A 16430-nucleotide genomic window follows, 5' to 3' on the forward strand; every position below is an offset into this window, starting at 1 on the left:
AAGCGTCGCAAAGCCGCGTTTCCCGCCGTTGTCCCTGCTTCCCATGACAGACATCGGGAAGCGGATCCTCTAATTTTTTCCCACATTGTGAAGGGACATCAGGCGTGACCGGACGGCAGGACGGCCCATCGACAGCCGCACCGCAGCCCCCGACGCCCCCATCGCATCAGGCGCCTGCCCACGGCCCCGATGTCCCTCCCCACGACTATTTGCATCCGCCGATTGGCAGTCGCCCAGGCCTTCATGCACCGCCATTCGAACGGAGACAAACCTCAATTGATTCTGCCTGCAGGTGCTCCGAAATGGATTCGTCGACCGAAAAGCTGCCCACGCAAGACTGCGCCACCCACGAACTGGCCTCCGTCCAGCAGGGCATCTGGCTCGACCAGATCGCACACCCGGACCTGCCCTACTACAACATCGGCATGTCCCTGGAAATCAAGGGCGAAATCGACATCCCGCTGTTCGAGAAAGCCATCGAGCTGGTCGCCAATAACCATGACGCCCTGCGGCTGAGCTTCAGCCATGAGGGCGGCATCGGCCGCCAACGGGTCTTGCCCGAGGTCAAGGTCAAGCTGGACATCGTGGAGTTCACCGAGGCCGAAGCCGACGCCGGACTGGCGATGGAGTACCTGCGCAACGCTTTCCGCCAACCGTTCCCGGAACTGACCGGCCAACTCTGGGAAGCGCGCATGGTGCGTTGCGGCCCGAACCGTCACTACTGGCTCAACCGTTATCACCACCTGGTCACCGACGGTATCGGTGTGGCGTTGATCGGTCATGCCGTGGGCGCTGCCTACAACGGCTTGCTGGCTGGTAACGACGAAGTCGCCGAAGGGCATTCCTACCTGTCGTTCCTGGAGGACGACCGCGCCTACCTGCAATCGTCACGCTACGAGCGCGACCGCGAGTTCTGGCAGGAAACCTACGCGCAATTGCCGCCGTCGCTGCTGCAACGCCGGGCCGACTTCAAGACAGGCCAGGCCAATGAACTGGCCCCCAGCGCCCAAGTCCAGGCGATGCTGCCGCGGGCGCTGTACAACGCCCTGACGGAATTCGCCAGCGAGCGCAGCCTGTCGGTGGCCCATGTGCTGATCAGCGTGGTCGCCACCTATTTCTGCCGGACCGTGGGCGTCGACGAGATGGTCATCGGCATGCCCGTGCACAACCGTACCAACGCCCGCACCAAGGAAACCGCGGGGATGTTTTCCTCGGTGAGCCCGATTCGCCTGCCCGTCGACCTCGACGCCTCGCTGCTGGACCTGATGCACGCCGCCGGCGGCCAACTGCGCCGCTGCTACCGCCACCAACGCTTCCCGATTGCCGAACTCAACCGCATCCTGCGCCTCGCACAGGCCGGGCGTCGGCAACTGTTCGACGTTTCGCTGTCATTCGAAAGCCTGGACGGTGACGACCAGTTCGGCGGCACCTCTTCCACCGTCATCACCATGGACAACGGCTACGAACAGACGCCCATGGCGATCTTCGTGCGTGACTACCACCCATTCGAAGACGTGCACCTGGACTTCAACTTCAACACCGCCTACTACAGCGTGGAAGAAGCCCGCCTGCTGCAACAACGCATCGTCTCGATGCTCGAAGCGGTACTTGAGCAGCATGACACGCCGGTGGGCGACTACCCGCTGATGAGCGCGGCCGAACGCCAGCGCCTGCAAGTCGAGTTCAATGCCACCGCCCGCGAGTATCCGCGGGATGTGTTGATTCACACCCTGTTCGAACAGCAGGCCGAGCAACGTCCTCATAACTGTGCCGTGCGTGGCGACGGCGGGCCGCTGCTCAGCTACGAACAGCTCAACCGCCAGGCCAACCAGCTCGCCCATCGCCTGATCGAACTCGGCGTGAAGCCGGATGCCAGAGTGGCTGTGTGCCTCAAGCGCAGCCCGGAAATGGTCGTCGCCCTGCTGGGCGTGCTCAAGGCCGGCGGCGCCTATGTGCCCATCGACCCGGACCTGCCGAGTGCGCGCCAAGCCTATATGCTCGAAGACAGTGCCCCCCGCGCTGTACTGAGCAGCCACGCCTTGCTGAACCAGTTGCCGCCATTGAATATCCCGGCGCTGGCGCTCGATGACGAGGACGTCCTGAGCGCCCTTCCCACACACAATCCGGATTCGCAGGCGCTTGGCCTGACGCCGCAGCACCTGGCCTACGTGCTCTACACCTCGGGTTCCACCGGCACCCCCAAGGGGGTGATGAATGAACACCTCGGCGTGGTCAACCGCTTGCTCTGGGCCCGTGACGAATACGGCGTCGACGCCAGCGACCGGGTCCTGCAAAAGACCCCGTTCGGTTTCGACGTGTCGGTCTGGGAGTTCTTCCTGCCCTTGCTGGCCGGCGCCGAGCTGGTCATGGCCCGTCCCGGCGGTCATCAGGAACCGGCTTACCTGGCCCAGGTGATGCGCGAGGCGAGCATCACCATGCTGCACTTCGTGCCGTCGATGCTCGACCTGTTCCTGGAGCACCCCGACAACCGTGACTTCCCCGAACTGCGTCGGGTGCTGTGCAGTGGCGAAGCCCTGCCCCGTGCCCTGCAACGGCGTTTCGAACGGCAGCTGGCCGGCGTTGAACTGCATAACCTCTATGGTCCGACCGAGGCGGCCATCGACGTGACCGCCTGGCACTGCCGCCCCAGCGATCCCGGCGAGAGCGTGCCCATCGGCAAACCGATCGCCAACATCCAGATGCACGTGCTCGATGCCCGTGGCAGACCGCAACCGTTGGGTATCGCCGGGGAAATCCATATCGGCGGTATCGGCGTGGCGCGCGGGTATCTCAACCTGCCGCAACTCAGCGCTAAAAGCTTTATCGCCGACCCGTTCAGCAATGCCCCGAACGCGCGGCTGTACAAGACCGGTGACCTCGGTCGCTGGCTCGCCAACGGCGCGCTGGAGTACCTGGGCCGCAATGACTTCCAGGTGAAGATCCGCGGTTTGCGCATCGAGATCGGTGAAGTCGAAGCGGCCCTGGCGCTGTGCCCCGGTGTCCGCGAGGTGGTGGTGATTGCCCGCGAAGACCATCCCGGCCAACCCGAGAGCAAGCGCCTGGTAGCCTATGTCTGCGGCGAACCGGTTCCTGCCGAGCAACTGCGCAGCGCCCTGCTCAAGCACCTGCCCGAGTACATGGTGCCCAGTGCTTTCGTGCACCTGGACGCCCTGCCGCTCACCGCCAACGGCAAGCTCGACCGTCGCGCCCTGCCCGAGCCCGGCCTGGAAGCCCTCGCCAGCAAGGCCTATGAAGCGCCGCAAGGTGACACCGAAGTCGCCATCGCCGAGATCTGGAAAAACCTGCTGCACCTGGACCAGGTCGGCCGTCACGACGGCTTCCTCGAACTGGGCGGCCACTCCCTGCTCACCGTGCAACTGCAAGCACGCCTGCACCAGGACCTCGGCGCCGAGATCGACCTGCGCACCCTATTCGCCCAGACCTCCCTGAGCGAACTGGCCCAACACGTCGAACAGGCCGGTCAATCCCGGCTCCAGGCGATTGCCGTGGTTTCTCGCGAGCAACCGCTGCCGCTGTCCCTGGCCCAGCAACGCTTGTGGTTCCTCGATCAACTGGACCATGCCGCCAGCGTCGCCTACCACATGCCTGCCGCCCTGCACCTGCGCGGCAGCCTGGACCGAGACGCCTTGCAGCGGGCCCTGGACCGCATCGTCGCCCGCCACGAAAGCCTGCGCACCACCTTCGAACGCCTGGACGGCGAAGTACGCCAGCGTTTCGCCCCGGCCGACATCGGCTTCGCCCTGGTCGAGCACGACCTACAAGCCCTGGCCCCCGAAGCCCGGCAACCGGCCGTTGAACAGCTGTCCCAGGAAGAAGCCCGCGCCGCATTCGACCTGAGCAGCGGCCCGCTGATTCGCGGACGCCTGCTGCGTCTGGCCGAGGACGAGCACATCCTGCTGGTGACCCAGCACCACATCGTCTCCGACGGCTGGTCGGTGGCGGTGCTGATCGGTGAGTTCAATGCGCTATACGCGGCGTTCAGCCAGGACCGCGAAGATCCGCTGCCGCCCCTGGCCCTGCAATACGCCGATTACGCCGCCTGGCAACAACAGCACCTGCAAGGCGAACGCCTGCAAGCCCAGACGCAATTCTGGAAGGAGCATCTCACCGGTGCCCCGGCGCTGCTGGAACTGCCGGCCGACCACCCACGGCCCCAGGTGCAGAGCTACCAGGGCGCCGCACTGGCGCTGCAACTGCCCGCACCGCTGAGCGCGCGCCTACGGCGCTTCAGCCAGCAGCGCGGCCTGACCCCGTTCATGACCCTGCTGGGGGCCTGGTCGATCCTGCTGTCGCGCCTGAGCAATCAGTCGGAGGTGGTGGTCGGCACGCCCGTCGCCAACCGTCCACGGCGCGAAACCGAAGCGCTGATCGGCTTCTTCGTCAATACCCTGGCCCTGCGCATCGACGTGCCGGCCGACAGCCCTGTCGAGCAGTTGCTCGAACGCATCAAAGCCACCACCCTCGACGCCTACGGCCATCAGGACCTGCCGTTCGAACAAGTGGTCGAAGCCTTGCAACCGGAGCGCAGCCTCGGTCATAGCCCGCTGTTCCAGGCCATGCTGGTGCTCGGCAACACGCCACAGGACCAGACTTTGGAATTGCCAGGCTTGAGCCTGAGCCCACTGGCCCAGCCCACCGGCACCACCCAGTTCGATGTGAGCCTGTCCCTCAACGACGACGGCGAGACCATCAGCGGCCAGTTCGAATACGCCACCGACCTGTTCGACGAAAGCACCATCGCCCGTTGGGGCCAGCACCTGCTGCACTTGCTCGACGGGATGCTGGAGGACGCCACGCAGCCGGTGGCAACGCTGCCCTTGCTGGATAACCAGCAACGCCGACAATTGCTCGGCGGTTTCAACCAGACCCACGCGCCGTTTGCCGAAGGCCGACTGCTACAGGAATGGTTCGAGCAGCATGTACAGGCACGCCCCCAGGCCATCGCCGTGCAGGCCGAAGAGTTCCGTCTCAGCTATGGCGAACTCAACACCCGGGCCAATCGCATCGCCCATCGCCTGATCGCCGCGGGCCTGCGTCCGGATGAACGGGTCGCCCTGTTGGTGGAACGCAGCCCGGAAATGATCGTCGGCATCCTGGCCATTCTCAAGGCCGGCGGCGCCTACGTGCCGCTGGACCCGAACTATCCGCAGGATCGCTTGCAGCACATGCTCGACGACAGCACCCCGCGGGTCCTTCTCACCCAGGGCTACCTGATCGAAACGATGGCCGAACAACTGCCGGCGCTGCACATGCCGCAGCTGTTGCTCGACGACCCGGCGGACGGGGACGACAGCAACCCAAGGGTCGAGGGCCTGACCTCCCGGCATTTGGCCTACGTCATGTACACCTCCGGCTCCACCGGCAAGCCGAAAGGCGTGATGCTCGAACACCGCTCGGTGTGCAACCAGATCGGTGCCCTGCAGGAACGCTACGGCCTCAACCCCCAGGATCGCATCCTGCAATTCGCCACCATGACCTTCGACATGTCAGTGGAAGAGATCTTTGGCGCCTTGCTGTCCGGCGCCACCCTGGTGCTGCGCAGCGATGCCTGGATCGCCGGCACCGCTGCCTTCGCCGCGCTCTGCGAGCAGCATGCAATCAGCGTCGCCAACCTGCCGACCGTGTTCTGGCAACAGGTCGCCCGAGACGCCCATGTCGCCCTGCCCGTTTGCCTGCGTCAGTTCATGATCGGTGGCGAAGCGGTGGGCAAGCAGGCCGTGAGCCAGTGGTTCGCCCGCGCCGGCCATCGCCCGGCGCTGTTCAATGCCTACGGCCCGACCGAAGCCACGGTCAACGCCTCGATCCGCCGCATGGAAAGCGAGCACGACGATTTCCGTTCCATCGGCAAGCCGCTGCGCAACACTCAACTGCATGTGCTGGATGCGCTCGGCAACCTGGTCCCCATGGGCGTCGCCGGGGAAATTCACATCGGCGGCGTCGGTGTCGCTCGCGGCTACCTCAATCGCCACGAGCTGACAGCCGAGCGTTTCATCGCCGACCCGTTCAGCACCGATCCGGACGCACGCCTGTACAAGACCGGCGACCTGGGACGCTGGTGCGCCGACGGCACCCTGCAGTACCTGGGACGCAACGACGACCAGGTGAAGATCCGCGGTTTCCGCGTGGAACTGGGGGAGATCGAAGCCGTGCTTGCCGGGTGCCCCGGTGTCCGCGAAGCGGTGGTGGTTGCCCAGGAAAGCAAACCGGGTCAATCCGACAGCAAGCGCCTGATCGCCTACCTGTGCGGTGAGCCAGTACCGGTGGAACAACTGCGTGCCGCGTTGCTGGCGGCGCTGCCCGAGTACATGGTCCCCAGCGCCTTCGTCCAGCTTGAAACGCTGCCGCTGACCCCAACGGCAAACTCGACCGCCGCGCCCTGCCCGCACCGGGCCAGGAAGCGTTCGCCAGCCGCGCCTACGAGGCCCCACGGGGCGAGATCGAACAGATCGTTGCCAACGTCTGGCAAGACCTGCTGGGCATCGACAAGATTGGCCGTCACGACCGCTTCTTCGAACTCGGCGGGCATTCGCTGCTGGCCGTGAGCCTGATCGACCGCTTGCGCCAGCATGGCCTGAGCGCCAGCGTGCGCACCGTGTTCACCGCCCCCAGCGTGCGGGAAATGGCCCAGGCCCTGAGCCGCAGCCATGACGTGCCGTTCCTCGCACCGGCCAACCGGATTCCGGACGCCTGCACCGCCCTGACGCCCGACATGCTGCCCCTGGTGGAACTGAGCGAGGCCCAGCTCGAACGCATCGTCGCCGCCGTACCGGGCGGGGCCGCCAATATCCAGGACATCTACCCGCTGGCCCCGTTGCAGCAAGGCATCCTGTTCCATCATCTGCTGGGACACGAAGGCGATGCGTACCTGGTCCGTTCGCTGATCGAATTCGACAGCCACGCGCGTCTCGAGGCCTTTATCGGTGCCTTGCAGCAGGTGATCGACCGCCACGACATCCTGCGCAGCGCCGTGCATTGGGTCGGCCAGCCGCAGCCGGTACAGGTGGTGCAACGCCAGGCCACGCTGCCGCTGCAGCACATCGCCCTGGCCGCCGATGAAGACCCGCGCGCTCAACTGGAACGCTTGAGCGATCCCCGGCACCTGCGCCTGGACTTGCAGCAGGCGCCGCTGATGCGGGCCTGCATCGCCCGGATTCCGCACTCCGAACGCTGCTTGCTGGCCCTGCTCGACCACCACATGATCAGCGACCATGTGTCCCTGGGCATCGTCCTCGAAGAAGTCCAGGCCCTGTTGCAAGGCCAGGGCGACAACCTGCCGCCGCCGATGCCTTATCGGGAATTCGTCGCCCAGGTCCTGGCGACGTCGCCCCAGGCCCATGAAGCCTACTTCAGCCAACGCCTGGGGACTGTCGACGAACCCACCGCGCCGTTCGGCGTACTGGATGTCCAGGGTGACGGCAGCCAAGTCGCCGAAACCAGCGTGCGCCTCGATCCGGCACTGAGCCAGCGGATCCGCACCCAATCCCGTGCGGCCGGCGTCACGCCAGCCGTGCTGTTCCACATCGCCTGGGCCCAGGTACTCGGGCGCTGCACCGACCGCGACGACGTAGTGTTCGGCACCGTGGTAGCCGGCCGCCTGCAAGGCTCGGTGGGCGCCGACCGGGCGCTGGGGGTGTTCATCAATACCTTGCCGGTGCGGGTCCGACTGGCCGGGTTCGGGGTGGCCGCGTTGGTGGACGAAACCTACCGCGACCTCAGCGAACTGCTGAACCACGAACAGGCCTCCCTGGCCCTGGCTCAACGCTGCAGTGGCGTCGGCCCTGGCCTGCCGCTGTTCACCACACTGCTCAACTACCGCCATCAAACCGACGGCGGTTCGCTGGCCAACACCGATCAGGTCCTGGCCTGGGACGGTGTGCGCTTCTTGAGCAACGAAGCCCGCACCAACTATCCGGTCGAAGTGGCCGTAGCGGATGAAGGGGATGATTTCTCCGTGACTGCTCAGGCTATCGCCGGCATCGATCCGCAACGCATCGCCGCTTATCTTGGTCAGGCCGTAGCCGCCTTGGTGGATGCCCTGGAGCAAGCCCCTGGTCGTCTCACCAGCAGCCTCGACGTGCTGCCCGCCGGCGAGCGCCAGTTGCTGCTCGAAGACTTCAACCGCACCGCCAGCGATTTCGGCCCGGCGCAACCGATCCACCAGCTCTTCGAAGCCCAGGTGCAGGCCAACCCCGACGCCGTGGCCCTGGTCTGCGAAGACCGTCAGTTGAGCTATCGCCAGCTCAATCGTCGCGCCAACCACCTGGCCCGGCAACTGCTCGACCTGGGCGTGCAACCCGATCAGCGCGTGGCCATCTGCGCCGAGCGCAGCCTGGACATGATCGTTGGCCTCTTGGGCGTGCTCAAGGCCGGTGCGGCCTACGTGCCCATCGACCCGGCCCACCCGGCCGAGCGCATGGCGTTCATGCTGCAGGACTGCCAACCCCAGGCGCTGTTGACCCAATCGGCGCTGTCCCTGCCGTCCGGGGAACTGCCGGTGGTGCTGCTGGACACCGTGGAATCGTTGCAAGCGGCCGACGATGCGGCGTTCGACAGCAACCCTCAGGTAGCGGGCCTGACCGCGGAAAATCTGGCCTACGTGATCTACACCTCCGGTTCCACCGGCCAGTCCAAGGGCGTGATGGTCGAGCACCGTTCGGTGTTCAACTTCTGGCACGTGCTGACCCGCACCACCCACCAGCACTGCCCGTCACCGGCCACCGTGGCCCTGAACGCCGGGTTCTTCTTCGACATGTCGATCAAGGGCATCTCGCAGCTGTTCTCCGGCCATCGCCTGGTGATCATCCCGCAACTGATCCGCGCCAGCGGCAGCGAGTTGCTGGACTTCCTCGAACAGCACCAAGTGCATGCCTTCGACTCCACCCCGTCGCAGCTCGACACCCTGCTCGCCGCCGGCCTGCTGGAACGTCAGAGCTACCAGCCGGTGAGCGTGCTGCTCGGTGGCGAAGCGATCAACGCCGCCACCTGGGACAAGCTGCGCAACTGCCAGAGCATCCGTTTCTACAACATGTACGGCCCTACCGAGTGCACGGTGGACGCCACCATCGACCTGATCCGCGACTTGGGGGAACGGCCAAGCATCGGTCGGCCGTTCGCCAACGTCCAGGTCCACGTGTTGGATGCGCGGGGTGAGCCGGCACCGTTGGGGGTGGCCGGGGAAATCCATATCGGCGGCGTCGGTGTGGCCCGGGGTTACCTGAATCGGCCGGAGCTGAGCGCCGAGCGTTTCATCGCCGATCCGTTCAGCAGTGAGCCGAACGCCCGCCTGTACAAGACCGGCGACCTCGGTCGTTGGATGGCCGATGGCACGCTCGAATACCTGGGCCGCAACGACTTCCAGGTGAAGATCCGCGGCTTCCGTATCGAGTTGGGCGAGATCGAGAACGTGCTGCTCGGCTGTGCCGGGGTCACCGATGCCGTGGTCATTGCCCGGGACGATAATCGCCTGGTGGCCTATCTGTGTGGCGAACCGAGCAGTGCCGAGCAACTGCGCAGCGCCCTGCTCAAGCACCTGCCCGAGTACATGGTGCCCAGTGCTTTCGTGCACCTGGACGCCCTGCCGCTCACCGCCAACGGCAAGCTCGACCGCCGCGCCCTGCCCGAGCCCGGCCTGGAAGCTCTCGCCAGCAAGGCCTACGAAGCACCGCAAGGTGACACCGAAATCGCCATCGCCGAGATCTGGAAGAACCTGCTGCACCTGGACCAGGTCGGCCGTCACGACGGCTTCCTTGAACTGGGCGGCCACTCCCTGCTCACCGTGCAGTTGCAAGCCCGCCTGCACCAGGACCTCGGCGCCGAGATCGACCTGCGCACCCTGTTCGCCCAGACCTCCCTGAGCGAACTGGCCCAACACGTCGAACAGGCCGGTCAATCCCGGCTCCAGGCGATTGCCGTGGTTTCTCGCGAGCAGCCGCTGCCGCTGTCCCTGGCCCAGCAGCGCTTGTGGTTCCTCGATCAACTGGACCATGCCGCCAGCGTCGCCTACCACATGCCCGCCGCCCTGCACCTGCGTGGCAGCCTGGACCGCCAGGCCTTGCAACGGGCCCTGGACCGCATCGTCGCCCGCCACGAAAGCCTGCGCACCACCTTCGAGCGCCTGGACGGCGAAGTACGCCAGCGTTTCGCCCCGGCCGACATCGGCTTCGCCCTGGTCGAGCACGACCTGCAAGCCCTGGCCCCCGAAGCCCGGCAACCGGCCGTTGAACAGCTGTCCCAGGAAGAAGCCCGCGCCGCATTCGACCTGAGCACCGGCCCGCTGATTCGCGGACGCCTGCTGCGTCTGGCCGAGGACGAGCACATCCTGCTGGTGACCCAGCACCACATCGTCTCCGACGGCTGGTCGGTGGCGGTGCTGATCGGTGAGTTCAATGCGCTATACGCGGCGTTCAGCCAGGATCGCGAAGATCCGCTGCCGCCCCTGACCCTGCAATACGCCGACTACGCCGCCTGGCAACAACAGCACCTGCAAGGCGAACGCCTGCAAGCCCAGACGCAATTCTGGAAGGAGCATCTCACCGGCGCCCCGGCGCTGCTGGAACTGCCGGCCGACCACCCACGGCCCCAGGTGCAGAGCTACCAGGGCGCCGCACTGGCGCTGCAACTGCCCGCACCGCTGAGCGCGCGCCTGCGACGCTTCAGCCAGCAGCGCGGCCTGACCCCGTTCATGACCCTGCTGGGGGCCTGGTCGATCCTGCTGTCGCGCCTGAGCAATCAGGCGGAAGTCGTGGTCGGCACGCCCGTCGCCAACCGTCCACGGCGCGAAACCGAAGCGCTGATCGGCTTCTTCGTCAACACCCTGGCCCTGCGCATCGACGTGCCGGCCGACAGCCCTGTCGAGCAGTTGCTCGAACGCATCAAAGCCACCACCCTCGACGCCTACGGCCATCAGGACCTGCCGTTCGAACAAGTGGTCGAAGCCTTGCAACCGGAGCGCAGCCTCGGTCATAGCCCGCTGTTCCAGGCCATGCTGGTGCTCGGCAACACGCCACAGGACCAGGCTTTGGAATTGCCAGGCTTGAGCCTGAGCCCACTGGCCCAGCCCACCGGCACCACCCAGTTCGACGTGAGCCTGTCCCTCAACGACGACGGCGAAACCATCAGCGGCCAGTTCGAGTACGCCACCGACCTCTTCGACGAAAGCACCATCGCCCGTTGGGGCCAGCACCTGCTGCACTTGCTCGACGGGATGCTGGAGGACGCCACGCAGCCGGTGGCAACTCTGCCCCTGCTGGATAACCAGCAACGCCGGCAATTGCTGGAGACGTTCAACCCTGCCCCCGTCAGCCTGGATGAAAGCCCGAGTCGCTTCCCCCATGCTGTCTTCGCCGCACAGGCGGGTCGCACGCCAGATGCAGTGGCGCTGGTCGGTGCCGGGCAAACCCTGAGCTACGCCGAACTCAATGCCCAGGCCAACCGCGTGGCCCACGGTTTGATCGCCCTGGGCGTGCGGCCCGACGACACCGTCGGCCTCTGTGCGCGTCGCAGCCCGGAGATGGTCATCGGTCTGCTGGGCATCCTCAAGGCCGGGGCGGCCTATGTGCCGCTGGACCCGCAATACCCGGCGCAACGCCTGACCCACATGCTCGCCGACAGCGCGCCACGGGCCCTGGTGCGCCAGCAAGGCCTGGACGAGTTGCCGGTGCCCCTGGGCCTGGCCACCCTCGAACTGGGCAGCACGGCACTTCTGGAGCAACCGGCCCATGACCCGCAAGTGAGCGAACTGAATGTGGGCCATCTGGCCTACGTGATCTATACCTCCGGTTCCACCGGGCTGCCAAAAGGGGTGATGGTCGAACATCGCGGCCTGCGCAACCTGCTGGACTGGTACATCGACGACCTGGCCTTCCATGCCGGCGACGCGGTGCTGCTGGCCTCGTCCTATAACTTCGACCTGACCCAGAAGAACATCCTCGCCCCGCTGATGGTCGGCGCCTCGTTGCACCTGGCCGAAGAACCGTTCAACCCGAACGCCATCGTCGCCCAGATCGCCGAGGCCGGGATTACCCACCTCAACATGTCCCCCAGCGCCTTCCACGCCCTGGTGGATGCCGACCGGCACGAAGCACTGGCCTGCCTGAAACGGGTGGTACTGGGCGGCGAGCCGATCCAGGTCGCCATGCTGGAAAAACTGCCGCTGCCACGGCCGGCGATCATCAACAGCTACGGGCCGACCGAGTGCAGCGACGTGGTCGCCTGGTACACCGCCGACGCCGATCTGGACACCTACCGCAACCGCTCGATTCCGATCGGCCGACCGATCCGCAACATGCAATTGCATGTGCTGGACAGCCACGGCCAGTTGCTGCCCCTGGGCGTGCCCGGCGAAATCCATATCGGCGGTGTCGGTGTGGCACGGGGTTACCTCAACCTGCCGCAACTCAGTGCCGAACGCTTCATTGACGACCCGTTCAGCGAGCGGGCCGGAGCCCGCCTGTACAAGACCGGCGACATTGGCCGCTGGTTGCCCGACGGCACCCTGCAATACCTGGGACGTAACGACGATCAGGTGAAAATCCGTGGCCTGCGGGTCGAGCTGGGGGAAATCGAAGCCGCCCTCGCCGCCCTTGCCGGGGTCCGCGAAGCGGCCGTCATCCCCCGTGACCACCAGACCGGCAAACGCCTGGTGGCCTACCTGTGCGGTGAACCGGCGGCCGCCACAGAATTGCGTGCCGAACTCCTCGGCCGCCTGCCCGAGCACATGGTACCCAGTGCCTTCGTGGTGCTGGACGCCCTGCCACTTACGCCCAACGGCAAACTGGACCGCCGCGCCCTGCCTGAACCGGATCAGGACGCCTACGCCAGCCAGGCCTATGAGGCACCGCAAGGCTCGGTGGAACAGACTATCGCCGATATCTGGCAACAACTGCTGGGCCTCGAGCAGGTCGGCCGCCACGATGGGTTCTTCGAACTCGGCGGCCATTCGCTGATGGCGGTCAGCCTGATCGAACGCCTGCGCGAACACGGCCTGAACGCCGACGTGCGCAGCGTCTTCGGCGCACCGACCCTGCGGGACCTTGCCTCGGCCCTGACCGACACCACCAGTACGGCCTTCCAGGCCCCGGCCAACCGTATCCCGGCTGATTGCAGCAGCCTGACGCCGGACATGTTGCCCCTGGTGGACCTGACGGCGGACCAGCTCGAACGCATCGTCGCTGCGATACCTGGCGGCGCCGCAAACATCCAGGACATCTATCCCCTGGCCCCGTTGCAGCAAGGCATCCTGTTCCATCACTTGCTCGGACACGAAGGCGACGCCTATCTGGTGCGCTCGTTGCTCGAGTTCGACGACCGCCAGCGCCTCGATGCCTTTATCGGCGCCTTGCAGCAGGTGATCGATCGCCATGACATCCTGCGCACCTGCGTGCAGTGGGACGGCTTGCCCCAGGCGGTGCAAGTGGTGCAACGCCAGGCGCGCCTGCCGGTGCACAGCGTCACTCTGGACAGTCACCAGGACCCGCTCAGTCAACTCGAAGCCCTGAGCGACCCACGGCAACTGCGCCTGGATCTGCGCCAGGCACCGCTGATGCGGGCCTGCATCGCCCGGGATCCGCGTTCCGAACGCTGGATGCTGGCGCTGCTCAATCACCACATGGCGAGCGACCACGTCACCCTGGAAATCGTCCTGGAAGAAATCCACGCAATCCTCCACGGACACGGCGACAGCCTGGGCACACCGCAGCCTTATCGCGACTTCATCGCCCAGACCCAAGCCACGCCGGCCCAGGTTCACGAGGCCTACTTCAGCCGCCGGCTGGCGGATGTCGATGCGCCCACCGCGCCCTTCGACCTGCTCGAAGTACAAGGGGATGGCAATCACATCGAAGAAGCCAGCGTGCAACTGAGCCTCGAACTCAACCTGCGCCTGCGGGCTCAGGCCAGGGAACGGGGCATCACCCCGGCGGCGCTGTTCCATGTGGCCTGGGCGCAAGTGCTGGCCCGCTGCACCGGGCGCGACGACGTGGTGTTCGGCACCGTGGTCGCCGGGCGCCTGCAAGGCTCGGCGGGGGCCGAACGGGCCCTGGGGGTGTTCATCAACACCTTGCCGGTGCGGGTGCAACTGGCCGGCGCTGGCGCCAACGACAAGGTCCTGGCGACCCATCGCGACCTGATCGAACTGCTGGCCCACGAACAGGCCTCCCTGGCCCTGGCCCAACGTTGCAGCGACGTGCCCAGCGCTTTGCCGCTGTTCACCACCCTGCTCAACTATCGGCACCAGCGCGACGACAGCCAGTTGCAATGGCCGGGCATGCGCATCCTCAACAGCGCCGAGCGCACCAACTACCCGCTGACCCTGTCGGTCAACGACTATGGCGATGCCCTGGGGCTGACGGTACAGAGCGTCCGGGCAGTGGACCCACAACGCATCTGTGCGCTGATGCAACGGGCCCTGGAACAACTGACCCAGGCCTTGATGTACACGCCACGGATTCCACTCACGCAACTGGACGTGCTGCCGCCCCAGGAACGCAGCCTGCTGCTGGAGACCTTCAACCAGACCCGCGAGGACTACCCGACACACCTGTGCATCCAGCATCTGTTCGAAGAGCAGGTGCTCCGCACACCGGACGCCTGTGCCCTGGTCGACGCTCGGCAAGCCTTCACTTACGCCGAGCTCAATGCCCAAGCCAATCGCCTGGCCCATCACTTGATCGCCACCGGGGTTCAACCGGGGGATCTGGTGGCGATCTGCGTTGAACGCAGCGCGGCGATGATCAGCGGCCTGCTGGGCATTCTCAAGGCCGGCGGCGCCTACGTGCCACTGGACCCGAGCTACCCGGCCGACCGCCTGGCGTCAATTGTCGAGGATGCTCGGCCGCGCCTGCTGCTGGCCGATCCGGTCGGTCGCGCCGCCATCGGCACGCTGCAGGAAGGCACCCGCTACCTGGCCATCGAACAGGCCCTGGCGGCGCAGACGAGTACCCGCGATCCGCGCTGGGATGCCACCGGCCTGACCCCGGCGCACCTGGCTTATGTGATCTACACCTCCGGCTCCACCGGCAAACCCAAGGGGGTGATGATCGAACATCGCAACCTGGTTGCTTCGACGCTGGCCAGGCGCACGGTGTATGGGCCATCGATCGACAAGCGCTTCCTGTTGCTCTCGTCGATTGCCTTCGACAGCTCCGTGGCAGGGATCTTCGGCACGTTGATCAGCGGCGGCACCTTGTGCGTTCCGGCGGCCGAAGCCGCTCGCGACCCGCAAGCCATCGCCCGCTTCATCGGCGAACAGGCCATCACTTCACTGCTGTGCGTGCCGTCCCTGGGCCGTCTGGTGTTGGCGAGCCTTGCCAGCGAAAACGGGCACGGCAGCCTGCGGGAGATGATCGTTGCCGGCGAAGCCTGCCCGGCACAATTGGTTCAGGAATGTGCGGGCCTGGAACCGGCCATCGCCTTGTACAACGAGTACGGCCCCACCGAAGCCACCGTCTGGGCCACGGTGCATCGCTGCACCGCCCAGGACCAGGGCACGGTGCCAATCGGTCGTGCCATCCCGAACAGCCGCCTGTACGTGCTCGACGAACAGGGCCGGCCGGCACCACTCGGCGTGCCGGGTGAACTGTACGTGGGGGGCGCGGGCGTCGCCCGAGGCTACCTGGACCGTGCGCAACTGAACGCCGAACACTTCCTCACCGACCCGTTCAGCCCGGACGACGAGGCGCGGATGTACCGCACCGGCGACCTGGTGCGCATGCGCGCCGACGGCGTACTCGACTTCCTCGGACGCAACGACCAGCAGGTCAAGATCCGCGGTTTCCGCATCGAGCCCGGCGAAATCGAAGCCCTGATGCTGACCCTGCCGGGGGTGCGCGAGGCGGCCGTCATCGCTCGCGAAGACAGCCCCGGGGCCCTGCGCCTGGTGGCCTACCTGAGCGTCGAGCCGCACCTGGCCGGCCGCAATGCCAGCAGCACCTTGCGCCCGTACCTGACCTCGCAGTTGCCGGACTACATGGTCCCGGCGGCGTTCGTGGTGGTCGAACAATTGCCGCTGAGCCCCAACGGCAAGCTCGACCGCCGCGCCCTGCCCGCGCCTCGCAGCGAGGACTTCGCCTACCGCGAGTACGAAGCCCCCAGCGGCGAAACCGAAGAACTGCTGGCGCAGATCTGGGCCGAGCTGCTGGGCCTGGAGCGGATCGGTCGGCACGACGACTTCTTCGAGCTCGGCGGTCATTCGCTACTGGCGGTGCAAGTCACCCTGCGGGCACGAGAAACCTTCGCCGTCGAAGTGCCCCTCAGGAGCCTGTTCGAGCACCCGTCGCTGCTGGCACTGGCCGACCTGATCAACACCCTGCAACTGGCCCAGTACGAGTCGGATGAATTGATGGACCTGCAACAAGAAATGGCTTCGCTGTCTGAAAGCGAACTGCTCGCTATCGTCTCCAAGGATGCTTAAC

General features: G+C 66.0%; 2 protein-coding genes. Both read left to right on the forward strand.

Going from position 1 to position 16430, the window contains the following annotated elements; all coding sequences use genetic code 11:
• Positions 1-302: 302 nt before the first annotated feature.
• Positions 303-6563, forward strand: coding sequence for an amino acid adenylation domain-containing protein (locus tag PCOSP_RS17415; protein ID WP_464709152.1), 6261 nt, complete (start codon positions 303-305; stop codon positions 6561-6563).
• Complete coding sequence (locus tag PCOSP_RS17420; protein WP_464711959.1) at positions 6509-16429, forward strand: non-ribosomal peptide synthetase; 9921 nt, start codon at positions 6509-6511, stop codon at positions 16427-16429. The genes PCOSP_RS17415 and PCOSP_RS17420 overlap by 55 nt, the downstream gene beginning before the upstream one ends.
• Position 16430 lies beyond the last annotated feature (1 nt).

This window comes from Pseudomonas sp. MAFF 730105 (assembly GCF_055380705.1).

Excerpts from the sequence above, each read along its gene's own strand:
- PCOSP_RS17415 (WP_464709152.1), top strand. The coding sequence starts at position 303 with ATGGATTCGTCGACCGAAAAGCTGCCCACGCAAGACTGCGCCACCCAC.